Source organism: Sphingomonas ginkgonis (genome assembly GCF_003970925.1).
Lineage (GTDB): Bacteria > Pseudomonadota > Alphaproteobacteria > Sphingomonadales > Sphingomonadaceae > Sphingomicrobium > Sphingomicrobium ginkgonis.
This window is the reverse complement of the sequence record NZ_RWJF01000001.1, coordinates 643,959-666,381: the sequence shown is the minus strand read 5'-3', so window position 1 is coordinate 666,381 and position 22,423 is coordinate 643,959. Positions and strand designations below refer to the sequence as shown.

The 22,423-nt window shown below is 70.7% G+C and carries 20 protein-coding genes and 1 tRNA gene; 14 read left to right on the top strand and 7 right to left on the bottom strand.

Annotation, left to right across the window (positions count from 1 at the left end):
* Positions 1 to 19: 19 nt before the first annotated feature.
* Positions 20 to 1,363: a methyl-accepting chemotaxis protein gene (locus tag HMF7854_RS03275; protein ID WP_126717794.1), complete on the bottom strand. Its 1,344-nt coding sequence runs from the start codon at positions 1,361 to 1,363 to the stop codon at positions 20 to 22.
* A 162-nt stretch (positions 1,364 to 1,525) separates the two neighbouring features.
* On the opposite strand from HMF7854_RS03275, the gene sdhC reads away from it, so the two are divergent.
* From sdhC to HMF7854_RS03245, 6 genes are all read left to right on the top strand, one after another.
* Entirely contained in the window at positions 1,526 to 1,924 is a 399-nt protein-coding gene (sdhC, locus tag HMF7854_RS03270; protein WP_126717793.1) for a succinate dehydrogenase, cytochrome b556 subunit, read from the top strand.
* A complete protein-coding gene (gene sdhD / locus HMF7854_RS03265; protein WP_126717792.1) occupies positions 1,921 to 2,358 on the top strand; it encodes a succinate dehydrogenase, hydrophobic membrane anchor protein in 438 nt (145 codons plus the stop codon). Before sdhC ends, sdhD begins: the two co-directional genes overlap by 4 nt.
* On the top strand, positions 2,355 to 4,154 hold the full coding sequence (gene sdhA, locus HMF7854_RS03260; RefSeq protein ID WP_126717791.1) for a succinate dehydrogenase flavoprotein subunit: 1,800 nt from the start codon (positions 2,355 to 2,357) through the stop codon (positions 4,152 to 4,154). Before sdhD ends, sdhA begins: the two co-directional genes overlap by 4 nt.
* 87 nt (positions 4,155 to 4,241) lie before the next feature.
* On the top strand, positions 4,242 to 5,585 hold the full coding sequence (creD, locus tag HMF7854_RS03255) for a cell envelope integrity protein CreD (RefSeq protein ID WP_126717790.1): 1,344 nt from the start codon (positions 4,242 to 4,244) through the stop codon (positions 5,583 to 5,585).
* Between the two features lie 53 nt (positions 5,586 to 5,638).
* Positions 5,639 to 6,550 carry a prephenate/arogenate dehydrogenase family protein gene (locus HMF7854_RS03250; protein ID WP_126717789.1) on the top strand — a complete coding sequence of 304 codons (912 nt, stop codon included), beginning with the start codon at positions 5,639 to 5,641 and terminating at the stop codon, positions 6,548 to 6,550.
* A 40-nt stretch (positions 6,551 to 6,590) separates the two neighbouring features.
* Positions 6,591 to 7,478 (top strand): LOG family protein, encoded by an 888-nt coding sequence (locus tag HMF7854_RS03245; protein ID WP_126717788.1) that lies wholly within the window; start codon positions 6,591 to 6,593, stop codon positions 7,476 to 7,478.
* A 40-nt stretch (positions 7,479 to 7,518) separates the two neighbouring features.
* Here HMF7854_RS03245 and HMF7854_RS03240 read toward each other — a convergent pair whose 3' ends face one another.
* The 3 genes from HMF7854_RS03240 to HMF7854_RS03230 form a co-directional block, all read right to left on the bottom strand.
* Positions 7,519 to 8,268 (bottom strand): c-type cytochrome, encoded by a 750-nt coding sequence (locus HMF7854_RS03240; RefSeq protein WP_126717787.1) that lies wholly within the window; start codon positions 8,266 to 8,268, stop codon positions 7,519 to 7,521.
* Positions 8,269 to 8,331: 63 nt separating this feature from the next.
* Positions 8,332 to 9,186, bottom strand: a complete 855-nt coding sequence (gene nudC, locus HMF7854_RS03235) for an NAD(+) diphosphatase (protein ID WP_126717786.1) — start codon at positions 9,184 to 9,186, stop codon at positions 8,332 to 8,334.
* Positions 9,176 to 10,180 carry an A/G-specific adenine glycosylase gene (locus HMF7854_RS03230; protein ID WP_126717785.1) on the bottom strand — a complete coding sequence of 335 codons (1,005 nt, stop codon included), beginning with the start codon at positions 10,178 to 10,180 and terminating at the stop codon, positions 9,176 to 9,178. Before HMF7854_RS03230 ends, nudC begins: the two co-directional genes overlap by 11 nt.
* Before the next feature lie 28 nt (positions 10,181 to 10,208).
* Here HMF7854_RS03230 and HMF7854_RS03225 point away from each other — a divergent pair, with 28 nt between their 5' ends.
* Genes HMF7854_RS03225 through smc form a run of 3 tightly spaced genes read left to right on the top strand, consistent with a single transcriptional unit; the run spans position 10,209 to position 14,949 of the window.
* Positions 10,209 to 10,772, top strand: a complete 564-nt coding sequence (locus tag HMF7854_RS03225) for a DUF721 domain-containing protein (protein ID WP_126717784.1) — start codon at positions 10,209 to 10,211, stop codon at positions 10,770 to 10,772.
* Positions 10,769 to 11,509: a thioredoxin domain-containing protein gene (locus HMF7854_RS03220; protein ID WP_126717783.1), complete on the top strand. Its 741-nt coding sequence runs from the start codon at positions 10,769 to 10,771 to the stop codon at positions 11,507 to 11,509. Before HMF7854_RS03225 ends, HMF7854_RS03220 begins: the two co-directional genes overlap by 4 nt.
* A gap of 23 nt (positions 11,510 to 11,532) precedes the next feature.
* On the top strand, positions 11,533 to 14,949 hold the full coding sequence (gene smc / locus HMF7854_RS03215) for a chromosome segregation protein SMC (protein WP_126717782.1): 3,417 nt from the start codon (positions 11,533 to 11,535) through the stop codon (positions 14,947 to 14,949).
* A gap of 3 nt (positions 14,950 to 14,952) precedes the next feature.
* Here the strand turns inward: smc and HMF7854_RS16160 are convergent, their stop codons facing one another.
* Positions 14,953 to 15,075: a hypothetical protein gene (locus tag HMF7854_RS16160; protein WP_275402000.1), complete on the bottom strand. Its 123-nt coding sequence runs from the start codon at positions 15,073 to 15,075 to the stop codon at positions 14,953 to 14,955.
* 64 nt (positions 15,076 to 15,139) lie between these two features.
* Between HMF7854_RS16160 and HMF7854_RS03210 the strand changes: the two genes are divergently transcribed.
* From HMF7854_RS03210 to HMF7854_RS03195, 4 genes are all read left to right on the top strand, one after another.
* Positions 15,140 to 15,214: transfer RNA gene (locus HMF7854_RS03210), tRNA-Thr, on the top strand.
* An 84-nt stretch (positions 15,215 to 15,298) separates the two neighbouring features.
* A complete protein-coding gene (locus tag HMF7854_RS03205; RefSeq protein ID WP_126717781.1) occupies positions 15,299 to 15,463 on the top strand; it encodes a Flp family type IVb pilin in 165 nt (54 codons plus the stop codon).
* Between the two features lie 45 nt (positions 15,464 to 15,508).
* On the top strand, positions 15,509 to 16,510 hold the full coding sequence (locus HMF7854_RS03200; protein ID WP_126717780.1) for a threonine aldolase family protein: 1,002 nt from the start codon (positions 15,509 to 15,511) through the stop codon (positions 16,508 to 16,510).
* Positions 16,507 to 17,436 (top strand): DMT family transporter, encoded by a 930-nt coding sequence (locus HMF7854_RS03195; RefSeq protein WP_126717779.1) that lies wholly within the window; start codon positions 16,507 to 16,509, stop codon positions 17,434 to 17,436. Before HMF7854_RS03200 ends, HMF7854_RS03195 begins: the two co-directional genes overlap by 4 nt.
* Here the strand turns inward: HMF7854_RS03195 and HMF7854_RS03190 are convergent.
* Entirely contained in the window at positions 17,433 to 18,692 is a 1,260-nt protein-coding gene (locus HMF7854_RS03190) for a M48 family metallopeptidase (protein WP_126717778.1), read from the bottom strand. The genes HMF7854_RS03195 and HMF7854_RS03190 overlap by 4 nt on opposite strands.
* A gap of 94 nt (positions 18,693 to 18,786) precedes the next feature.
* Between HMF7854_RS03190 and pepN the strand changes: the two genes are divergently transcribed.
* Positions 18,787 to 21,375 (top strand): aminopeptidase N, encoded by a 2,589-nt coding sequence (gene pepN / locus HMF7854_RS03185; RefSeq protein WP_126717777.1) that lies wholly within the window; start codon positions 18,787 to 18,789, stop codon positions 21,373 to 21,375.
* Here the strand turns inward: pepN and HMF7854_RS03180 are convergent.
* Positions 21,372 to 22,403: a DUF3667 domain-containing protein gene (locus HMF7854_RS03180; protein ID WP_239016814.1), complete on the bottom strand. Its 1,032-nt coding sequence runs from the start codon at positions 22,401 to 22,403 to the stop codon at positions 21,372 to 21,374. The genes pepN and HMF7854_RS03180 overlap by 4 nt on opposite strands.
* Between the last annotated feature and the right edge of the window lie 20 nt (positions 22,404 to 22,423).

Sequence of the window (22,423 nt, the reverse complement as noted above, 5' to 3'; positions counted from 1 at the left end):
GCCGGGCAGCGGGGAAGGCTCAGGCGGCGAACTTGGCGACGAAATCGCTGGTCGCCGCGCGGAAGTCGCTGATCTGCGACGTGAAGCGGCCGAAGCCCTGCTCGACCTGGTCGATGTCGCGCGCGACGCTCTCCGTCTCGTGGCGGATCGCGGCGATGGTCGAGCTCATCGAGTCGGCGGCGAGCGCCGTCTCGTCGACTGCGGCGGTGATCATCGTCACTGTCTGCGCCTGCATCTCCATCGCCTCGCGGATCCGGTCGGCCGAGGTCTGGACCTCGGTAACCGTGACCTGGATCGAGCCGTTGGCATCGACCGTCTGGCGGGTCGCCTGCTGGATGGCGGTGATCTTGGCGGTGATGTCGTCGGTCGCCCGCGCGGTCTGCGAGGCGAGGCTCTTCACCTCCTGCGCGACCACCGCGAAGCCGCGGCCGGCATCGCCGGCACGGGCCGCCTCGATCGTGGCGTTGAGCGCCAGCAGATTGGTCTGGCCGGCGATGTCGCGGATGAGCCCGAGGATCGATTCGATCGCCTCGACGTGCGCCGACAGCGCCTGGCTGACCTGAACCGCCTGCTCGGCCTGGGTGCCGGCGCGGACTGCCACGTCGGCGGCGACCTCGACCTCGGTGCGGGCGTCCTCGATAGCGCGGATCAGGCCGGCAGCGGTCTGCGCCGCCTCGCGCATCGCGACGGCGGACTGTTCGGCGGCGGCGGCGACCTCGCTGGTCTTGCCCAGCATGCCGCGCGCAGCGGCGGAGCTGTTGGTCGCCTGATGGCGCAGCTGGTCGCTCTCGGAGGCGCATTGCGCGACGACCCCGGCGACCCGCCGGTTGAACTCGCCGGCCTGCGCCGCCTGCTTGCCGTCCAGCTCGGCGCGGGTGATCGCGATCGCATGGAAGACGAAGGCGTCGGTCTCGATCGCCTGGATGTCGGACAGGGTCCGGTGATAGCCGACCCGCTGCTCGGGGCTGAGGTCGAGTCGCTCGATCACGTAGCGCGCCGCGTCCAGTTCGCCGGCGAGGCCGCACAGCAGGGTCGACAGCGAGATGTTGTTGGCGAGCGCCTTCTCGACATAGCTGCGGGCCTTGAGGACCCAGCTCGATTCGGTGATCCGCCCGAACTTGTCGCGCAGATAAGGCACGATGCCGGCCGAGAACTGCTCCACCTCGGCGTCGGTCGGGACGACGCTGAGCTCCTCCGAGCGGCGGTAGCAGAGCCAGAAGGCGCGCGCGATCTCGAGTTCGGACGGCGCGAGCAATGTCCAGACCTCCGCCGAGCGGGCGGCAAGATCGCCCTTCTCGTCGTACAGCCGCAGAGCCCGGGGCAGGTCGTACTGGCTTGCCTTGGCGCTCGAGCCCTTCGTCATGTTCACTCCCAACCCGTTCCGCTTTGAACCCGATCCCTCGCTAGTCCGGGAGTGGTTAAGAGCCGGTTAGGCGGGTGCGCGAAAATGTCGGCGGGTCCAGAACTTGCCACTGGGTCGCTCCCCCCGTAAGCGGCTCGCCAAACCATCACGTCGGAGCACCCGATGGCACGCAATACCGCGCGGCCCTTGTCGCCGCACCTGACGATCTGGCGCTGGGGACCGCACATGCTGGTCTCCATCCTCCATCGCGCGACCGGTGTCGCGCTGTCGATCGGCGGGCTCATCCTCCTCACCTGGTGGCTGCTGGCGCTGGCCACCGGCAGCGATGCCTACGGCACCTTCGCGTTCGCCGCCGCGCATCCGGTGGGCAAGCTGGTGCTGATCGGCCTGACCTGGTCCTTCTTCCAGCACACGCTGTCGGGCATCCGCCACCTCATCATGGACACCGGCGCCGGGTTCGAGCTCGGGGTCAACAAGGCGATGGCGATGGCGACGCTGGTCGTGTCGGCGCTGATGACCGTCGCGCTGTGGGGCTATCTCCTGCTCGGAGCGGGCGCATGAGCAGCAGCGGCCCCAAGGATCTCGGCCAGCGCGACCGCAACGTCGTCCCGAACGGAAAGAGCCCGCTCGGCGCGGTGCGCGGGCGCGGCTCGGCGCACGCCGGCGGCGAGCACTGGATCAAGGAGCGGGTCTCCTCGATCGCGCTGCTGCTGCTCGGCTTCTGGCTGATCGCTTCGCTGCTGATGCTGCCCGCCTACGACCAGGCGACCTTCGTCGACTGGCTGCGCAGCCCGTGGGTGGCGGTGCCGATGGCGCTGTTCGTCTACGTAGCGTTCGAGCATAGCTACGAGGGCCTCAAGGTCGTCATCGACGACTACCAGGGCGACGAGGGCGGCCGGATGTTCTGGACCGTCATCAGCCTCTTCTTCCATGTCGCGCTGGGCGCCACCGCGCTGTTCGCCCTCGCCCGGATCGTTTTCGGAGCCGCCCAGTGAGCGCCTACCAGATCATCGACCACAGCTACGACGTCGTGGTCGTCGGCGCCGGCGGCGCCGGCCTCCGAGCGACCATGGGCGCGGCCGAGAAAGGGTTGAAGACCGCCTGCATCACCAAGGTTTTCCCGACCCGCAGTCACACCGTCGCCGCGCAGGGCGGGATCGCCGCCAGCCTCGGCAACATGGGCCCGGACCACTGGACCTGGCACATGTACGACACCGTCAAGGGCTCCGACTGGCTCGGCGACCAGGACGCGATCGAGTATCTCTGCCGCGAGGCGCCTGCCGCGGTCATCGAGCTCGAGCATGCGGGCATGCCGTTCAGCCGCACCGACGAGGGCAAGATCTACCAGCGCGCGTTCGGCGGCATGACCCAGAACATGGGCGAAGGCCCGGCCGCGCAGCGGACCTGCGCCGCCGCCGACCGCACCGGCCATGCGATGCTGCACACGCTCTACCAGCAGAGCCTGCGCTACTCGTCCGACTTCTTCATCGAATATTTCGCTCTCGACCTCATCATGGAGGATGGCGCCTGCCGCGGCGTCATCGCGCTCAACATGGACGACGGCTCGATCCATCGCTTCCGCTCCCAGGCGGTGGTGCTGGCGACCGGCGGCTACGGGCGCTGCTACTTCTCCGCCACCTCGGCGCACACCTGCACCGGCGACGGCAACGCGATGGTGCTCCGCGCCGGGCTGCCGCTCCAGGACATGGAGTTCGTCCAGTTCCACCCGACCGGCATCTACGGCGCGGGCGTGCTGATCACCGAGGGCGCGCGCGGCGAGGGCGGCTACCTCACCAACTCGGAAGGCGAGCGCTTCATGGAGCGCTACGCGCCGAGCGCCAAGGACCTCGCCAGCCGCGACGTCGTCTCGCGCTCGATGGCGATGGAGATCCGCGAGGGCCGCGGCGTGGGCGAGCACAAGGACCACATCTTCCTTCACCTCGACCATATCGACCCGAAGATCCTGGCCGAGCGGCTGCCGGGGATCACCGAGACGGCAAAGATCTTCGCCGGCGTCGACCTCACCCGCCAGCCGATCCCGGTGGTGCCGACCGTCCACTACAACATGGGTGGCATCCCGACCAACTATCATGGCGAGGTGGTCACCCTGAAGGACGGCGAGCCCGACAGCGTCGTCCCCGGCCTGTTCGCGGTCGGCGAGGCGGCCTGCGTTTCGGTCCACGGCGCCAACCGGCTTGGCTCCAACAGCCTGATTGATCTCGTGGTGTTCGGCCGTGCCGCCGGGCACCGGCTGGCCGAAGTTTGCAAGCCCGACGCCAAGCAGAAGGAGCTGGCCAAGGACAGCGCCGAGCTCGCGCTCGGGCGCCTCGACCGCTTCCGCAACGCCGACGGCGCCAGCCCGACGTCCGAGATCCGCAACGAGATGCAGCGCACCATGCAGGCCGACTGCGCGGTGTTCCGGACCGAGCGGACGCTCGACGAGGGCATCGAGAAGATCGATCGCATCTACGCCCGCATGCAGGACGTGAAGGTCAGCGACCGCAGCCTCATCTGGAACAGCGACCTTGTCGAGACGCTCGAGCTCGACAACATGCTCGGCCAGGCGGTGGTCACCATGCATTGCGCCGCCAACCGCAAGGAAAGCCGCGGCGCGCACATGCACGAGGACTATCCCAAGCGCGACGACGCCAACTGGATGAAGCACACCATCGCCTGGATGCCGGGCTGGGGTGGCAAGGACCTCGACGTCAAGATCGATTACCGTCCGGTCCACGAGTACACGCTCACCGACGACATCGACTATATCAAGCCCAAGGCGCGGGTATACTGAGGTCGCGGAGCACGCGTTTCGCCGCTCACTTGACGACAGAACGTTCTATTCTGTAGACGAACCGAGTTTCGTTGCAGGAGAGTCGGCGTGTCTGAGCCCAGTCCAAGCGCGAAGTTCGTCCGGGCCCTGCTGATCGCCATCCTGCTTGCCGGGGGCATCTTCGCCACCTGGCTGATGGTCTATGATCGCCAGTCGCAGTCGGAACAGGCGCGTTCCTCGATCGCGCAGGGCTGGGGCGGCCCGCAGATACTCGGCGGGCCCGAGCTGGTCATCCCCTTCAAGGTCACCGCCCAGGCGACCGCCGCCAACGGGCAGCCGGTCGTGCAGGCGACCACCGTCGAGCGCCACCTGGTGGTCGCGCCGAGCGGGGTCGACGCGAGGACCGACGTGCAGCCCGAGCGCCGCACCCGCTCCATCTACGACGTCGTTGTCTACCGCGCGTTGACCCGCGGCCGCGCCGAGTTCCGCCTGCCGGCCGACCTCGGGCAGGTCGGGGTTCCGGCCGGAGCGCTCGAGCTCGGCCGGGCCGAGCTCCGCTTCGGCGTATCCGACCCGCGCGGGCTGAGCGCCAATCCCGACATCCGCCTCGACGGCCGGCCGCTGTCGCTCGGCCCCGGGCCCGGTACCAGCTTGGTCGGGGCCGGCTTCTACGCCCCGCTCGATCTCACCGGGCGCGACACCAGCCGGCTCGCCGTCGACTTCCGCTACGCGGTGCGCGGCAACGGCTCGATCGGGATCGCCCCGCGCGCGGGCGACACCGCGTGGAAGTTCGCTTCGCCCTGGCCCAGCCCTAGCTTTACCGGCGGCTTCCTTCCCGACGAGCGGACGATCGGCCCGAACGGCTTCCAGGCCGCCTACCGCATCGGCAATCTCGCGCTCGGCAAGTCGCTGCTGTTCATCGAGGGCGACGAGAGCAAGTCACCTGAGACGCAGCCTGGCGCCGAGGCAACCGGCCAGGCGACGATCGGCCTCATCGAGCCGATCGATCTCTATTCGCAGGTCAACCGCGCGACCAAGTACGGCTTTCTGTTCATCGGCTTCACCTTCCTCGCCTACGTCCTGTTCGACCTGGTCGGCGGGGTGCGGGTGGCGCCGGGCGAATATCTGCTCGCTGGGGCGGCGCTGGTGCTCTTCTTCGTGCTCCTGCTCGCCTTCGCCGAGGTGATCGGCTTCACCCCCGCCTATCTCCTCGCCGCCGCGGCGATTACCGGGCTCAACACCGCCTATTCCGCCGCGGTGCTCAAGAGCTGGCGGCGCGGCGCGCTGGTCGGGCTGATCCTCGCCGGCCTCTACGCGGTCATCTACGTGCTCCTGAGCCTCGAGGCCTATGCGCTGCTGGTCGGCGCGCTGCTGATGCTCGCCGCGCTCGCCGGGACCATGTACGTGACCCGTCGCCTCGACTGGAGCGGCACCCGTCCCGCGGAGAGTTGATTTCGGTCGCCGGATCGTCTTGGCGGGGAACGGGATCCAATCGGGGCGAGCGCATGGATGAGCTGAATACAGTCGCGATCATCGGGCTGGGGCTGATCGGCTCCTCGATCGCCCGGGCGGCGGGAGCCGCGCTGCCGGGCTCGTCGCTGACCGGATTCGACAGCGACGAGGCGGTGCGCCGCCGCGCCGCCGAGCTCGGGCTCGTCGCGGTGGTCGACAGCGCCGCCGATGCGGTCCGGGATGCCAACCTCGTGATCCTCTGCGTGCCCGTCGGCGCGATGACCGCGGCGGCCGAGAGCATCGCGCCCCATCTCCGCCCCGGCGCGATCGTCAGCGACGTCGGCTCGTCCAAGGCCAGCGTCGCCGCCGAGCTCGAGCGGGTGCTGTCCGTGGCCAGGGTCGTCCCCGCGCACCCCGTCGCCGGGACCGAGCAGAGCGGCCCCGACGCCGGCTTCGCCAGCCTCTTCCGCGGCCGCTGGTGCATTCTCACCCCCGGCGAGACCAGCGACGGCCCCGCCCTCCTCGCGCTGCGCGCCTTCTGGCAGGCGCTGGGTGCCCGGGTCGAGGTGATGGACGCCCACCACCACGATCTGGTCCTCGCCGTCACCAGCCATGTCCCGCACCTCATCGCCTACACCATCGTCGGCACCGCCTCCGATCTCGAGGCAGTGACCGAGGGCGAGGTGATCAAATATTCGGCCGGCGGCTTCCGCGACTTCACCCGCATCGCCGCGTCCAGCCCGGTCATGTGGCGCGACATCTTCCTCGCCAACAAGGACGCGGTGCTCGACACGCTGCAGCGCTTCGGCGAGGACCTCAGCCTGCTCCAGCGGGCGATCCGCAACGACGACGGAGAGACTCTGCTCGACCTCTTCACCCGGACTAGCGCGATCCGCCGCGGGATCGTCGAGATGGGCCAGGACACGGCGGCGGCGGACTTCGGCCGGACTCACGAGCAGGGCTGACTGGACCTTCGCAGGAAAGCCGTTAGACGGCTCATCCCTTATGACTGAAGCCCGTCCTCCCAAGCGTATTTTCCCGTCGTCCAAGGTCGACGCCGAAGCCGCCCGCCACATCCCCTCCTCGCCGCAGACCGAGGATCCCGCCTACCGCCTCGCCTTCCAGGACGCCGAGTTCCTGCTGCGCGAGGACCTCCGCCCCGTCCGCTTCCAGCTCGAGCTGCTCAAGCCCGAGCTGCTGCTCGACGAGGCCAGGATCGCCTCCACCTTCGTCTTCTACGGCTCGGCCCGGATCCCGGAGCCGGGCAAGGCCGACGCGCTGATCGCCGCCGCCCAGACCGACAAGCAGCGCGTCATCGCCGAGCGGCTCAAGGCCAAGGCGCACTATTACGACGTCGCGCGCGACCTCGCCCGGCTGGTCAGCGCCAGCGGCATCGAGGAAGACGGCAAGCGCCACTTCGTCGTCTGCTCGGGCGGCGGTCCGTCGATCATGGAGGCCGCCAATCGCGGTGCCACCGACGAGGGTCAGGAATCGATCGGGCTCAACATCGTGCTCCCGCACGAGCAGCTCCCCAACCGGTACGTCACCCCGCGCCTGAGCTTTCAGTTCCACTATTTCGCGCTGCGCAAGATGCACTTCCTGCTCCGCGCCCGCGCCGTCGCGGTCTTCCCGGGCGGGTTCGGCACGTTCGACGAGTTCTTCGAGCTGCTGACGCTGATCCAGACCGGCAAGGTCCGGCCGCTGCCCATCCTGCTGTTCGGCAAGAAGTTCTGGAACCGGGTGGTCGACTTCGACGCGCTGGTCGAGGAGGGCGTGGTGTCCGAGCGCGACCTCGACCTGTTCCACTGGTGCGAGAGCTCGGACGAGGCGTGGGACATCGTCCGCAGCCACTATGAGGAGATCGAGCGGCGCCGGAAGGACGCCGCCGCCTGAGCCCGGGTTCGCCCCTGCGACCGGCGCAGGGGCGAAAGCCCTACTTCTTCTTCTGCTGGTCCGAGGCGCCGCTGACCGCGGGTGCGGCTTCGCCGGCGATGCTCTTGTTCGGGCCCGACGCGGCCTGCTGCTCGGTCAGCACCGGCTGGTCCTTGGCCTTCTGCGCGTCGCCGCCGTTCTTGACCTCGGCCGCGGCCTTGGCGTCGCTCGGCGGGTTGGCGCCGTTGCCGGTGCCGGCCGGGGCCGCCGCGGCGGTGTCGGCGGGGACCGCCGGCATCGGCTGCGGGTGATCGCTCTGAGCGTTGAGGTAAGCGATGACGTTGGCGCGGTCCTCGGGGTTGGACAGGCCGGCGAAGGTCATCTTGGTTCCCGGCGCGAACGCCTTGGGGTTGGTCAGCCAGGTCGACAGCAGGTCGAAGTTCCAGTTGCCGCCCTTCTTGGCCAGCGCGTCGCTGAATGCGAAGCCCTTGCCCTGCCCGACCGGCTCGCCGAGCACGCCCCACAGATTGGGACCGAGCGCGTTGGCGCCGCCCTTGTCGGCGTTGTGGCAGGCCTGGCACTTCTTGAACACGGCCATGCCCTTGTCGGCCGTCGCGCTCGCCAGGTAGAAGGCGATCGGCTTCTCCGCCGCGGCGGCGCCGGCGCCTTCCTCGACCACGCCCTCGATCGGATAGCCCATCTTCTCGGGCCGCTCGTGGTTGAAATATTCCCCGGTGGCGATCGAGCCGCCGAGCGCGACGATTCCCGCGAACAGGACCCAGCCCGCGATGGTGTTGTTACGGTCGTTCATCGATGCCCCGAGAAAAGCTCAAGATGGATTTGGGCGGCTTCTTAGTGGGGCGCGCGCGCTCCATCAAGCATCCAGCCAATGGTTCAGCAGGGTGAAGGCGATCGCGAAGCGCGGCGGCGCCTCGAACGGCGCACCCGGGCGCCCCTCCATCGCCGCGCGGACCTCGTCGCGGGTGAACCAGCGCGCGTCATCCAGTTCCGTCGTATCGATGCGGATCTCGGTGTCCAGAGCGGTCGAGGTACAGCCGATCATCAGCGACGACGGGAACGGCCACGGCTGGCTCGCCACGTAGCGGACGTCGGCCACCCGGATCCCGGCTTCCTCGCCGATCTCGCGGGTCACCGCCGCCTCGATCGTCTCGCCCGGCTCGACGAAGCCGGCCAGCGCCGAGTATCGGCCGGGCGGATAGGTCGGCTGGCGGCCGAGCAGGAGCCGATCGCCGTCCTCCGCCAGCATGATCACCACCGGGTCGCTGCGCGGGTAATGTTCGGCCTGGCAGGTCGGGCAGGCCCGCGACCAGCCGCCACGGTTAGGATCGGTGCGGGTCCCGCATACCGAGCAATGGCCGTGCCGCCGGTGCCAGTTGGCGAGGCTGAGCGCCGCGGCGAACAGCGGCGCCTCGGCCTCGTCGAGCTGCGCCAGCAGGCCCCAGTGCGCGCGGGCGTTCACCGGCACGCCGCCGTCGGGCAGCGCGGAGAAGCGCGGCGCCTCTCCCTCAAACCCGAGGAACAGCGGGGTCTCCCCGGCGATCGGCTGCCAGGCGAGTTTCCCGTCGGGAGCGACGACCGGCGCACCATTGTCCCACAGCAGCGCTCGCGCGTTGGGCCGGCGCGCGAGGTCGGCGATTGCCTCGGGCTGCCCGCGGAGCTGGTCGGCGCGGTCGAGCCCCGGTCCGGAGAAGAAGGCTTCAGGCGGCACGCAGCAGTCCTCCCGCCGAGCGCACGGCCGCGACGCAGGCGGCGAACAGGGTCGGCAGGCCCGCCTCGTCAATCCGCTCGAGCGGCTGCCACCAGCCGTCCCCGACCGGCGCGTCCGCCTCGACCAGGTGGAGGTCGAGCGAGAAATGGGTGAAGCCGTGGCGAACCACCGCAATCGCCCGCCGCGCCTCATCCGGCACCGCGTCGGTCCATTCGCCGGTCGGCAGTGCGGCCATGCCACCGAGCAGTCCGGTCGGCGGCCGCCGGACGAGCCATAGCGCGCCGTCGCGCTCGCTCCACCAGGCGATTCCATGCCGATGAGGGCGCGCCGCCTTGGCCTTTCGGGCGGGGAACTCCTCCGGCGTTCCGAGCGCGAACGCGACGCAATGCGCGCTGACCGGGCATTCGCCGCAGCGCGGCGCCCGCGGCCGGCAGATGGTCGCGCCCAGGTCCATCATCGCCTGCGCGAAATCGCCGGCACGCTCGGCGTCGGGCGTGATCGCCGCCGCCTTTTCGCGGATCCCCTCGGCTGGTCCGGGCAGCGCGAACAGCCGCGCGACCACCCGCGCCACATTGGTGTCCACCACCACCGCCCGCTCGCCGAACGCGATCGCCGCGATCGCCGCGGCGGTGTAGAGGCCCAGTCCCGGCAGCGCCCGCAGCTCGGCCTCGGTGCGCGGGAACCCGCCGCGGGCGGCGACCGCGCGGGCGCAGGCGATGAGGTTGCGCGCCCGGGCATAGTAGCCGAGCCCGGCCCATTCCTGCAGGATGTCCTCGTCGGGCGCCGCGGCTAGCGCCTCCACCGTCGGCCAGCGCTCGACGAAGCGCTCGAAGCGCGGGGTGACGGTCGCGACCGTGGTCTGCTGGAGCATGACCTCGCTCAGCCACACTTTGTACGGGTCCTGCCGCGGCGCGCCGGGGGGCGCCCGCCAGGGCAGCCGGCGGGCCGTGGTTCGATAATGACCAAGGAGATCGTCGGCGACGGTAGCGCGCATGGCCGCGCTATGGCATGACGGCGCGGGGATGGCGACGCGTAAACAGACAGACCAGGACCGGCCGCGGCAGAACCGCGCCAGGCCCGCCGGCGAGATGGTCGGCGAGATCGGCGGGGTCGCGTTCAAGCGCTTCGGCTTCGTCCAGGGCGCCGTGGTCAGCCGCTGGAAGGAGATCGTCGGCGACCGCTACGCCCGGGTCTCGACCCCCGAATCGATCCGCTTTCCCGCCGGCAAGAAGTCGGGCGGCACCCTGACCCTCAGCGTCGAGGGCGCGCACGCGCCGCTGATGCAGCACATGACCCCGATGATCATCGAGCGGGTCAATCGCTTCTTCGGCTATCCCGCGGTGGCAAGGCTGTCCTTCCGCCAGGGCCGCGCCGCCGCCCGGCCGCGCCCGCGCGCCGCCGCTGCGGAGCTGAAGCCGGTGCCGGTCCCGGCCGATGTCGGCGAGAATCTCCGCACCATCGCCGATCCCGAGCTGCGCGCCTGCCTCGAGGCGCTCGCCGTCGGGATCAGTCGCTCTACCGGCCTGCCGCGAATCGGCGGCGGCCAGCCCCTGCCCAATCCGGTCAACAGCACGGAGACCCCATGAAGTTCGTACCCCTGATGCTCGCCGCCACGGCGATCCTCGCCTCCAGCGCCTGCAACAAGAAGGGCGGCGACGAGATCAAGGCCCCCAACCAGCCGGTTGCCGCGGTCAAGGCGCCCAACGGCGACTGGTCGCAGGTCACCGCCATGACCCCGGAGGGCGGGGTCCGGATGGGCAACCCTAACGCCGCCGTGAAGCTGGTCGAATATGGCTCGCTGACCTGCCCGCATTGCGCCGAGTTCGCCAAGACGGGCGAGCAGCCGCTGATCGACAATTACGTCAAGTCGGGCCGCGTCAGCTGGGAGTTCCGCAACTTCGTCCGCGACCCGCTCGACATGACGCTCTCGCTGGTGGCGCGCTGCGCCGGTCCGCAGGCCTTCTTCAAGCTGTCGAAGGACATGTACACCGACCAGCCGAAGTTCTTCGACGCGATCCAGAAGGTCTCGGAGGCGCAGCAGCAGCAGGTCGCCGCGATGCAGCCGGCGCAGCAGTTCGCCTTCTATGCGCAGAACAGCGGCCTCACCACCTGGGCGGCGATGCACGGCCTGCCCTCGGCCAAGGTCAATGCCTGCCTCGGCAACCAGCGCGATATCGACAAGCTGGCGCAGATGAACCCCGACGCGGTCGCCCAGTACAACATTCCCGGGACCCCGGCCTTCCTCATCAACAATGTGCTGGTGCAGGAATCGGCGACCTGGGAGGCGCTCGAGCCGAAGCTGAAGAAGGCGGTCGGCGGCTGATCATGCTCGCGGGGGGCTGACACTTGCAGATCCGGCGGCTGAAACTCAGCGGCTTCAAGAGCTTCGTCGAGCCGGCGGAGCTTCGGATCGAGCCCGGGCTGACCGGCGTGGTCGGCCCGAACGGCTGCGGCAAGTCCAACCTCCTCGAGGCGATCCGCTGGGTCATGGGCGAGGCCAGCCCCAAGTCGCTACGCGGCGGCGGCATGGAGGACGTGATCTTCGCCGGCACCGCGACGCGGGCGCCGCGCGACTTCGCCGAAGTCTCGATGTTGGTCGAGCGGGCGCCCTCGGACAACCAGCCCGGCGGCGAAAGCGAGGTGACCCGGCGGATCGAGCGCGGCGCCGGCTCGGCCTACCGGCTCGACGGCAAGGACGTCCGCGCCAAGGACGTCTCGCTCCTCTTCGCCGATGCCGCGACCGGCGCCCACTCGCCCGCGCTCGTCAGCCAGGGGCGGATCGGCGCGATCATCGCCGCCAAGCCGACCGAGCGGCGCCAGATGCTCGAGGAGGCGGCGGGCATCTCCGGGCTCCACGTCCGCCGCAAGGACGCCGAGCAGAAGCTGCGCGCGACCGAGGCCAATCTCCAGCGCCTCGACGAGCTGCTCTCCGATCAGGATAATCGCGCCGCCGCGCTCCGCCGCCAGGCCCGCGCCGCCGAACGCTACCGTCTCCTGTCCGACCGGATCCGGGTCGCCGAGGCGCAGCTCCTGTTCGCCCGCTGGCGCGAGGCCGACCGGCTGGCCGAGGCCGCCGCAACCGAGACCAGGACGACACAGGGCGAGGTCGCCCGGCTCGGCGCGAAGCTCACCGAAGCGAGCGAGGCGCAGGCGGCCGCCTCGCGCCTCGTCGCCGAGCGGCGCACCGCCGCCGTCTCGGTCCGCGAGGAGGGTCGCAACGGCGCCCACGCGCTCGCCACCGCCCGCGCCCGGCTCGACTCCACCGTGCGCCGGATCGCCGAGCTGGAGAAGCTTCAGTCCTCGATCGACAAGGAGACCGAGCGCGAGCGCACGCTTCGCGCCGACGCGGCGGCCGCCATCCTCGCGCTCGAGGCCGAGCGCGCCGAACTCGACGAGCGGATCGCGGCCGCCGAGCAGGACGCGGCCACGATCGCGCAACAGCTGACCGGGCTCGAGGCGGCGCAGCGCGACGCGGAGGCGGCGCTCGCCGCGGTGCTGGCGCGGGAAGCGGCGATGCGCGCCGAGCGTCAGGTCGCCGATGCCGCGCTTCGCTCGGCCGAAGCGCAGTCAAGCAGGCTCGCCGCGGATCGGCAGCGGGTCGCCGCGCAGCTCGCCGCGCTGGGCAGCAGCGACGCGCTCGAGGCCCAGGTCCGCGAATCCGCCGCCACAGCCGTCCTGGCCGAGAGCGCGATTGCCGAGGCCGAGACGCTCATCGGCGGTGCCGAGGACCGGCGCCAACAGCTGGTCGACGACCGCGACCGCGCCGAAGCCGAGCTCGGCAGCGCCCGCGCCCTCCTCTCCGCGCTCCAGTCCGAGCAGCGTGCGCTCCAGCAGGCGCTGGCCAAGGGCAGCGCTAAGGGCGTGCTCGCCGCCATCCGCGTCCGCCCCGGCTTCGAGCGCGCGCTCGCCGCGGCGCTGGGCGACGATCTCGACGCCCCGGTTGCCGCCGCGGGGCCGCGCTACTGGGGCGGCGCCGATCCCGCCGGCGATCCCGCGTCCGGTGCGGAGCGCACGACCCTGGCCTCACTGGTCAGCGCGCCGCCCGAGCTCGCCCGCCGTCTCGCGCAGGTGATCGTCGCCGACGAAGACGACGGCGCCCCGCTCGGCCTCGGCCAGCGGCTGGTCACGCGCGGCGGCCGCATGCGCCGGTGGGACGGGCTGGTGGTCGAGGGCGCCGGGGCGGCCGCGGCCGATCGGCTGATCCGCGCCAACCGGCTCGCCGAGCTCGACCACGCCATCCCCGCCCATGAGGAGCGCCTCGCCGCGCTGTCCGCGGCCCGCGAGCAGGCGGCCGCCGCACTGGACGCGCTCCGCCGCGAGGCCGAGGCTGCCCGGACCGCGCTGACCACCGCCCAGCGCCAGCTGCGCGAGGCTGAGCGCGCACGCGACCAGGCCCATGCCGGGCTGGAGCGGCTGGCGGCGCAGCAGTCGGCGCTCGAGGACCGGCTGGCCGATCTCGAGCCGGTCGAGACCGCCGCCCGCGACAGCCTCGCCGCGGCGCGCCAGGCGCTCGCCGCGCTGCCCGACCCGGCGCTCCTCTCGGGCGACGTCGCCGCCGCGCGGGATTCGGCGCGGCTCGCCGGCACCGCGGTTGCCGACAAGCGGGCCGAGGCCGCGACCCGCGCCCGGCTGGTCGCCGCCGACCGCGAGCGCAGCGCCACCACCCTGCGCGAGGAGGGCGCCTGGCGGGCCCGTTCGAGCGACGCCGACAAGCGGCTGCTCGAGACCGAGGCACGCCGGGTCGCCGTCGGCGAGGAGCATGATTCTTTGCTCGACGAGCCCGATCGGCTCCGCACCACCGTCCGCTCGCTCGAGCAGCAGGCCTCCGCCACCGAGGCGCTGATCGCCGCCGCCGCGAGCGCCGAGCGCGAGGCCGAGGAGGCGCTGGCCGGTCTCGGGCGCGCCATGTCCGACGCCAACGAAGCGCTCGCCTCCGCCCGCGAGCGCCGCGCGGGCGCCGATGCCCGTTGCGAGGCGCAGGTCGCGCGGCGGCAGGAGTTCGCCCGCAACTGCGGCGAGCGGTTCGAATGCCCGCCCCCGCTGCTGCCCGAACGGCTCGGCTTTGACCCGGCCGCGCTCGGCGACGGCGAGACGCTCGCCCGCCAGTGGGAACAGCTGACTGCCGAGCGCGAGCGGCTCGGGCCGGTCAACCTCGTCGCCGAGCAGGAGCTGGCCGAACTCGACAGCTCGCGCCAGCAGGGCGCCGCCGAGCGCGACGAACTGTCGCAGGCGGTCAGCCGGCTGCGCGGCTCAATCGGCAGCCTCAACCGCGAAGGCCGCGTCCGGCTGCTCGAGGCGTTCGGCACGGTCGACCAGCATTTCCGCAGCCTCTTCACCACCCTGTTCAACGGCGGCCAGGCGCACCTCGAGCTCGTCGAGAGCGACGACCCGCTCGAGGCCGGGCTCGAGATCATGGCCCAGCCGCCCGGCAAGCGCCTGTCGACCCTCACCCTCCTTTCGGGCGGCGAGCAGGCGCTGACCGCGGTCGCGCTGATCTTCGCGCTGTTCCTCACCAACCCGGCGCCGATCTGCGTCCTCGACGAGGTCGACGCGCCGCTGGACGACGCCAATGTCGAGCGCTTCTGCGACCTCCTCCAGCGGATGACCCGCGAGACCCAGACGCGCTACCTCATCGTCACCCACAATGCGGTGACAATGAGCCGTATGCACCGGCTCTACGGCGTGACCATGATCGAGAAGGGCGTCAGCCGCCTGGTCTCGGTCGATCTCGGCGGTGCCGAGACTCTGCTCGCCGCGGAATAGGCGTCAGTCCTCGTCGCCCTTGTCCGGCGCCGATCGCGGCTCCAGTTCGCGCGCCTGCGCCTTCCGCCGCCGCAGATTCTCGCGCAGCGCCGCGGCCAGCCGTTCGGCTTTTTCCTTGTCGGTCATGTCTGTCCCTTGACAGGTCGGAGCCCGCGCGGCCATAGGCGCGCCGTCTCCCGACACCCGAGATGCTGCCGTAGCTCAGTGGTAGAGCGCATCCTTGGTAAGGCTGAGGTCGTGAGTTCAATCCTCACCGGCAGCACCATCTCCGGGTCTGGTTTCACTCTTCTTTAACGATCCTCGGGCCATTCCTTCCGCAAGTGAGCGTCACGCGGAAAAGGAATCGACCATGCGCAACCTTCTCAAGCTCGGGACCGACCGGCGCGGCGCCACGGCGATCGAATATGGTCTGATCGCCGGGCTGATCGCCGTCGCCGCCATCGGCGGGATGCAGGTGCTCGGCGGCAAGCTCGGCACCAACTTCAACTCGGTCTCGAACAGCCTCCCGGGCTGACACTAGTCGTTGACTTCGCCATGCCGGACGCTTCATGCGCCCGGCGTGCGCTTCTTCTCCGATAATGCGGCGGCTGCCCACCCGGCCGTCCTCGAGGCCTTCGCCGAGGCCAATCGCCTCGATACCGCCTATGACGGCGACGCTTGGAGCCGCCGGCTCGACGGCGTCTTCTCCGGCCTGTTCGGGACGGACGTCCGCGCTCTCTGGGTGACCAGCGGGACGGCTGCCAACTGCATCGCGCTTGCCGCGATGGTCCCGCCCTACGGCGGCGTGCTCTGCCACCGCGAGGCCCACATCAACGTCGACGAGGCGGGCGCCCCCGAATTCTTCACCGGCGGGGCCAAGCTGCTGCTGGTCGACGGCCCGGGCGCGAAGGTCACGCCCGAGATCCTCGCCGAGGCGCGTGGCCGGATCCGCGCCGACGTCCACCAGGTCCAGCCCTCCGCGGTCTCGATCACCAATGCGACCGAATATGGCCTCACCTACTCGCCCGAGGAGACCGCCGCGGTCGGCGAGTTCGCCCGCAGCCACGGCCTCGGCTTCCACCTCGACGGCGCGCGCTTCGCAAACGCGGTGGCGAGCCTCGACGTGCCGGTCTCCGAGCTGACCTGGAAGGCCGGGGTCGACGCGCTGAGCTTCGGCTTCGTCAAGAACGGCGGCTTCTCCGCCGAGGCGCTGATCCTATTCAAGCCCGAGCTGGCGAGCGCTGCCGAGCGGCTTCGCAAGCGGTCGGGCCACCTCCTCTCCAAGGGCCGCTATCTCGCCGCCCAGCTGCTGGCGATGGTCGAGGATGACGTCTGGCTCGACAATGCGCGCCACGCCAACGACGCCGCCCGCCGCCTCGCCGAGGCCGCGCCGGGCCGGCTCGTCCACCCGGTCGAGGCCAACGAGGTGTTCGTCCGTCTCACCGCCGAGGAAGCCGCCAGCCTCCGCGCGCAGGGGTTCGACTTCTACGACTGGGGCGTCGGCGAGGCCCGGCTGGTGACCAGCTGGAACCAGGATCTCGGCGACGTGGACCGGCTCGCCGCCGCCATCCGCGAGCTGTGAGCGAAACGGGGCGGGGCACCCTCCGCGAGGTCCTCCTCCCCTTCACCGTCTACACGCTGATCTGGGGCTCGACCTGGATCGTCATCCGCGACCAGATCGGGAGCGTCCCGCCGCAATGGTCGGTGACCTACCGCTTCCTGATCGCCACCGCCGCGATGTTCGCGCTGGTCCGGCTGAAGGGGCTTCCGCTCGGGATCGCCCGGTCCGACCTGCCGACCGTCGCGCTCATCGGGGTCGCCCAGTTCAGCGTCAATTTCAACGCGGTCTACATTGCCGAGCATTTCATCACCTCGGGGCTGGTCGCGACCGTCTTCGCCATGCTGCTGGTGCCCAACAGCCTGCTCGCCTGGGCCATCCTCGGGCAGCGCCCGCAGGGCCGCTTCCTCGCCTGCTCGGCGGTCGCGCTGGTCGGGATCGGGCTGCTCTCGCTGCAGGAGCTGGAGCGGAGCACCGCCGGGACGAGCGCGGTGCTGATCGGCCTCGGCCTGACCGTCGTCGGCATCCTCGGCGCGGCCCTGTCCAACGTCGTCCAGGCCACCGACCGGATCCGCCACATCCCGATCCACACCCTGCTCGCCTGGATGATGGCGCTCGGCGCGCTGGTCGACGGGGCGATCGCGCTTGCGGTCGCCGGGCCGCCCCGCTTCGATCCCCGCCCCGGCTACTGGGCCGGGCTGGTCTACCTCGCGCTCGCCGCCTCGGTGCTCGCCTTCAGCCTCTACTTTCCGGTGGTCCGCAAGATCGGCCCAGGCAAGGCGGCGTACAGCTCGGCGCTAGTCCCGATCATCGCCATGGCCCTGTCCACCCTGCTCGAGGGCTATCGCTGGACCGGCCTGTCGATCGCCGGCGCGGTGCTCGCGATCGGCGGGATCCTCGCCGCCCTGTCGGCACGCCGCCCCCGGGTGCCGGAGCCGCCCGCCGATTAGGGCGTGACCGGCGCGGGGCGGACCATCGTCCGCTGCCCGGGCGGAAGCTCGGCGAGGTGCCGCGCCTTCCACGCCATCGCGCCGCGGACCCGGGTCCGCCCGGACGGGTGGTCGAAGAACAGCAGCTCCTCCAGCGGGGTCGGCGCGATCTTGCGATATTCGGACAGGCGCATCGCCACGTCGGCGAAGCCGTCCGGCTCGCGGGCCGCATCGAGCCCGAAGCGGTCGGCCTGCGCTTCCTCGATCCGAGTCATGCTGTTGAGCAGCGGGGTCGCCGGGATGATCAGCAGCGCAACCAGCGCCGCGTAGAGCGGAACCGCCGCGACGTCCGCCGGGCCCTCGATCCCCCACCGCGCGCCGCTTCGCGCGAGGATGCGCGGCACCGCCCGCGACAGGATGAACAGCAGGACGAGCGTCCCCGCCCCGAACTCGAGGATCAGCACCGGGATGTGGCCGAGCACATAATGGCCCATCTCATGTCCCATCACCGCCTTCACATCCTGCGGCGGCGTCCGGTTGAGGAGGTTGTCGTTGAGGCTGATCCGGATCGTCGGGCCGATCCCCGACACGTTCGCGCTGATCCGCTTCGACTGGCGCGAGGCGTCGACCACATAGACGTTGTCGGCCGGGATCCGGTTGGCATGCGCCATCGCGAGGATCTGCTCGCGGAGCGGCCCCTCGGCCATTGGCGTATAATGGTTGAACAGCGGCGCGACGAACACGGGCGTGACCAGCAGCCCGACCGCCGCGAACCCCATCATCACCGCGCTGCCCCACAGCCACCAGGTCCGCGGCGCGCGGCGGATCACGGCCATCACCGCCGCGAGGATCAATGCGGTCGTCACCAGGCTGACCAGCAGGGCGATCGCCTGCTCCCCGCCCCAGCCGGCGAAGCTCTGGTTCATCAGCCCGTATTTAGCCTCGCGAACATAGTCGACGTAGATGGTCCAGGGCAGGCTGAGCAGCGCAGTGACCAGCACGAACGGGATCGCATAGAGCATCGTCTGCAGCGCCCGGCGCCGGGTCCGCCGCTCCGCCCATCGCGCCCAAGCCGCCGACCAGCGGGTCCGCAGCAGCAGATAATTGACCAGCGCCCCGACCAGGCCGTTCCACAGGATCAGCCAGTAGCCGCCCTCGAAATAGGCGTCGCTCCGCGCCCGGGCCGGGCCTTGCAGCGTCTCGAGGTAGAGGCGGGTCGCCGTCTCGACGTCGAACGGCTGCGCGGCGGCGGCGGCGGCCAGGCTCCACAGGGTCATGCTCGATCCTCCCCGCTGGCTGTATCGCGACGAGGACCGGAGCGCGCAAGCGGCTCGGTTGCGCCCCCGCGGGCGGCTCCCTAAGTCCGTGCCCATGCTCGATGCCCGTACCGCGCCGCCCGTCGTCCCCCAGGAGATCCGCCGGGAGGATTATCGCGCGCCCGACTGGCTGGTGCCCGCCATCGAGCTCGACTTCGACCTCGCGGCGGAGAAGACGCTGGTCACCGCCCGGCTCAGCGTCGAGCGGAATGGCGAGCACGACCGGCCGCTCCGGCTCGACGGCGACGAGATCGTCCCGCTGGCGGTGCTGGTCGACGGCGCCGAGGCGCGCTGGACCATGGACGGCGCGACCCTGGTGGTCGAACTTTCCGAGAACGCCGCCGTCGTCGAGACCCGCGTCGCGCTCGCGCCCGACCGGAACAGCAAGCTGATGGGGCTCTACGCCTCGGGCGGGCTGCTCTGCACCCAGTGCGAGGCGGAGGGCTTCCGCCGCATCACCTTCTTTCCCGACCGCCCGGACGTGCTGTCGCGCTACCGGGTGCGGATGAGCGCCGACAAGGCGCGCTTCCCGGTGCTGCTCGCCAACGGCAACCCGGTCGAGACCGGCGACGGCGAGGACGGCTCGCACTGGGCGGTATGGGAGGATCCCTTCCCCAAGCCGAGCTACCTCTTCGCGCTGGTCGCCGGCGACCTCGCGGTCAACAGCGACCCCTTCACCACCATGAGCGGACGCAGCGTCGAGCTCGGCATCTGGGTTCGCGAGGGCGACCTGCCGCGCACCGACCATGCGATGGAATCGCTCAAGCAGTCGATGCGGTGGGACGAGGAGACCTACGGCCGCGAATATGACCTCGACCGCTTCAACATCGTCGCGGTCGATGACTTCAACTTCGGAGCGATGGAGAACAAGGGCCTCAACATCTTCAACTCGCGCTACATCCTCGCCGCGCCCGAGACGGCGAGCGATGCCGATTATGACGCGATCGCGACGGTCGTCGCGCACGAATATTTCCACAACTGGTCGGGCGACCGGGTTACCTGCCGCGACTGGTTCCAATTGAGCCTCAAGGAAGGCTTCACCGTCTTCCGCGACCAGGGCTTCTCCGCCGCCATCGGCTCCGCCGCGGTCGAGCGGATCGAGCAGGTGAAGTCACTCCGCGCCGGCCAGTTCCCCGAGGACGCCGGCCCGCTCGCCCACCCGGTGCGCCCCGACAGCTACATCGAGATCAGCAACTTCTACACGGCGACCGTCTACAACAAGGGCGCCGAGCTGATCCGGATGATGCACACCATCCTCGGGCCCGAGGCGTTCCGCGCCGGGTCCGATCTCTATTTCGAGCGGCACGACGGGCAGGCGGTGACCTGCGAGGATTTCGTCCGGGCGATGGAGGACGCGAGCGGCGCCGACCTTCGGCAGTTCCGCCTGTGGTACTCGCAGGCCGGCACGCCCCGGGTCCTTGCCCGGCTCGAGCAGGATGGCGCCGGCGCGACCCTGCATCTCGCCCAGACGGTTCCGGCGACCCCCGGGCAGACCGACAAGAAGCCGATGCTGATCCCGCTGCGGGTCGCGCTGATCGGCGAGCGGAGCGGTGCAGAGCTCGCGACCGAGCGGCTCATCCTGCTCGACGGCGAACAGTCCTCGGTGCGCTTCGACGACGTCGGCGAGCCCGCCTTCCTCTCCATCAACCGCGGCTTTTCCGCGCCGGTCATCGTCACCGCTGAGCGCCGCGCGGGCGAGATCGAGGCGCTGGCCGTCAGTGACCAGGACCCGTTCGCGCGATTCGAGGCGATGCAGGAGCTGATGAGCCGCGACCTGCTCGCCGCGATTTATGGCGGCGCGGTCGAGACCGGCGCCACCGTCGCCGCGATCCGCTCGACGCTCGCCAGCAACGCGCTCGATCCCGCCTTCAAGGCGCTCGCCATCTCGCTCCCGACCGAGGCCGAGCTGGCGGAGAAGGTCGATCCGGTCGATCCCGCCGCGATCCACGCCGCGCGCGAGGCGTTCCGGGTCGCCATCGGCGAGGCGCTGGCCGACGATCTGGAGGCGGCCTACGCCGGCGCGGCAGCCGATCCCGACAGCCTCGACTCGCTTGCCAAGGGGCAGCGTCGCCTGCGCGCGGCGACCCTCGGCCTGATCGCCGCGGGCAACCCGGAGCGCGGGACCGAGCTGGCCCGCCGCCAGTTCGCCGAGGCGCGCACCATGAGCGATCGCCAGGCGGCGATGATGGCGCTCGGCACCGTCGGCGGCGACGCGTGGGACGAGGCGCTCGACGCCTTCTACCGCCGCTTCGCGGGCGACCCGCTGGTCATCGACAAATGGTTCTCGCTGCAGGCGAGCGCGCCGCGGGCGGAAACCCTCGACGCGGTCGAGGCGCTCGAGAAGCATCCCGACTTCAACCTCGCCAACCCCAACCGGGTGCGCTCGCTGGCCGGCGCCTACGCAATGAGCCCGTTCGCCTTCCACCGCGCCGACGGACGCGGCTACGACTGGCTGGCGCGGATGATCGTCGCGGTGGACCGGGTGAACCCGCAGACCGCCGCCCGGTTCGTCGCCCCGCTCGGTCGCTGGAAGCGCTACGAGCCGGTGCGCTCGGAGAAGATGCGCGCGGCGCTGGAGCGGATCATGGCCGAGCCGTCCCTCAGCAAGGACGTGCTCGAGCAGGTGTCGAAGAGCCTCGCCTAGTCGAACAGGCCGAGGCCGACGAGCGCGACGACGAACAGCACCATCGCCATGCCGGCGACGACGGTCAGCACCGCCGTCCGCCACAGCGCGCCGAACCAGCCGAGCGAATAGGCGCCGCGCAGCTGCCGGTACATGTGGACCGGCGGAGCGAAGACCAGCAGCCCCGCGCCGCCGATCCCGCTCGCGTTCCACAGCGTCGCGAGGGTCGCCAGCAGGCTCATGAAGCAGAGCGAGTAGGTGACGAAGACCGTGTGATCGTAGAGCCGGAAGCGGCGGCTGAACGGGAACAGCAGCCACAGGAACGGGACCGAGATGGGGATCAGCGCCCAGCTATATTTATAGGCGCTCGACTTGAGCTTGTAGAAGAACAGCGCCGGGTTGTCCGACACCTTGGCGAGCGGCTCGCGGAGGAACTCGGGCACGTCGTCCGCCGCCCGCGTCGCCGCCCCGGCCACCACGCCCTTCTCGCCGATCGACCGGCTAAGCCGGGCGTCGCCCTCCAGCTCCTTGATCCGGGCGTCGATCGCCGCGGTCGGGCGGTGCGCCGCGATGGCCGCCGCCCGCTCCTTCTGCGTGTCGGCGATCTGCCGCTCGGTCTTCGCGGCATCCTCGAGCATCCCGCGCTTGACCTGATCCGTCGTGCTGAAGTGGGCCAGCGAGCTCACCGTCGCGAACATCAGGAAGACGAAGAAGAGGAACAGCGCGATCGGCGAGACGAAGCTGGCGCGCTGCCCGTCGATGTAGCGGCGGGTGAGCTCGCCTGGCTTCCATGCCAGCAGCGGGATGGTGCGCCAGATCTTGCCCTCGAAGTGGAACACCCCGTGCAGCAGATCGTGGAAGAAGGCCGAGAGGGTGCGGTGGACATGCGCCGCCTGGCCGCAGCGATGGCAATGGCTGCCGATCAGCGTCGTTCCGCAGTTGAGGCAGGCCTGCTCGTGCGTATGCCCGTCGCTTCCCGCCGCCGGCTCCACCGCGCCCGCCAGCACGCCGCCCGTCATCGCGTCCGCGATAGCCTCCGCATTGCCCATGTTTACGCTCCCCTTTGCAG

Bases quoted from the DNA above. Each gene is read 5' to 3' on its own strand.
- HMF7854_RS03275 (WP_126717794.1), bottom strand. From the start codon at position 1,363: ATGACGAAGGGCTCGAGCGCCAAGGCAAGCCAGTACGACCTGCCCCGG.
- sdhC (WP_126717793.1), top strand. From the start codon at position 1,526: ATGGCACGCAATACCGCGCGGCCCTTGTCGCCGCACCTGACGATCTGG.
- sdhD (WP_126717792.1), top strand. From the start codon at position 1,921: ATGAGCAGCAGCGGCCCCAAGGATCTCGGCCAGCGCGACCGCAACGTC.
- HMF7854_RS03250 (WP_126717789.1), top strand. From the start codon at position 5,639: ATGGATGAGCTGAATACAGTCGCGATCATCGGGCTGGGGCTGATCGGC.
- HMF7854_RS03245 (WP_126717788.1), top strand. From the start codon at position 6,591: ATGACTGAAGCCCGTCCTCCCAAGCGTATTTTCCCGTCGTCCAAGGTC.
- HMF7854_RS03240 (WP_126717787.1), bottom strand. From the start codon at position 8,268: ATGAACGACCGTAACAACACCATCGCGGGCTGGGTCCTGTTCGCGGGA.
- HMF7854_RS03230 (WP_126717785.1), bottom strand. From the start codon at position 10,180: ATGCGCGCTACCGTCGCCGACGATCTCCTTGGTCATTATCGAACCACG.
- HMF7854_RS03225 (WP_126717784.1), top strand. From the start codon at position 10,209: ATGGCGACGCGTAAACAGACAGACCAGGACCGGCCGCGGCAGAACCGC.
- HMF7854_RS03220 (WP_126717783.1), top strand. From the start codon at position 10,769: ATGAAGTTCGTACCCCTGATGCTCGCCGCCACGGCGATCCTCGCCTCC.
- HMF7854_RS16160 (WP_275402000.1), bottom strand. From the start codon at position 15,075: ATGACCGACAAGGAAAAAGCCGAACGGCTGGCCGCGGCGCTGCGCGAG.
- HMF7854_RS03205 (WP_126717781.1), top strand. From the start codon at position 15,299: ATGCGCAACCTTCTCAAGCTCGGGACCGACCGGCGCGGCGCCACGGCG.
- HMF7854_RS03190 (WP_126717778.1), bottom strand. From the start codon at position 18,692: ATGACCCTGTGGAGCCTGGCCGCCGCCGCCGCCGCGCAGCCGTTCGAC.
- pepN (WP_126717777.1), top strand. From the start codon at position 18,787: ATGCTCGATGCCCGTACCGCGCCGCCCGTCGTCCCCCAGGAGATCCGC.
- HMF7854_RS03180 (WP_239016814.1), bottom strand. From the start codon at position 22,403: ATGGGCAATGCGGAGGCTATCGCGGACGCGATGACGGGCGGCGTGCTG.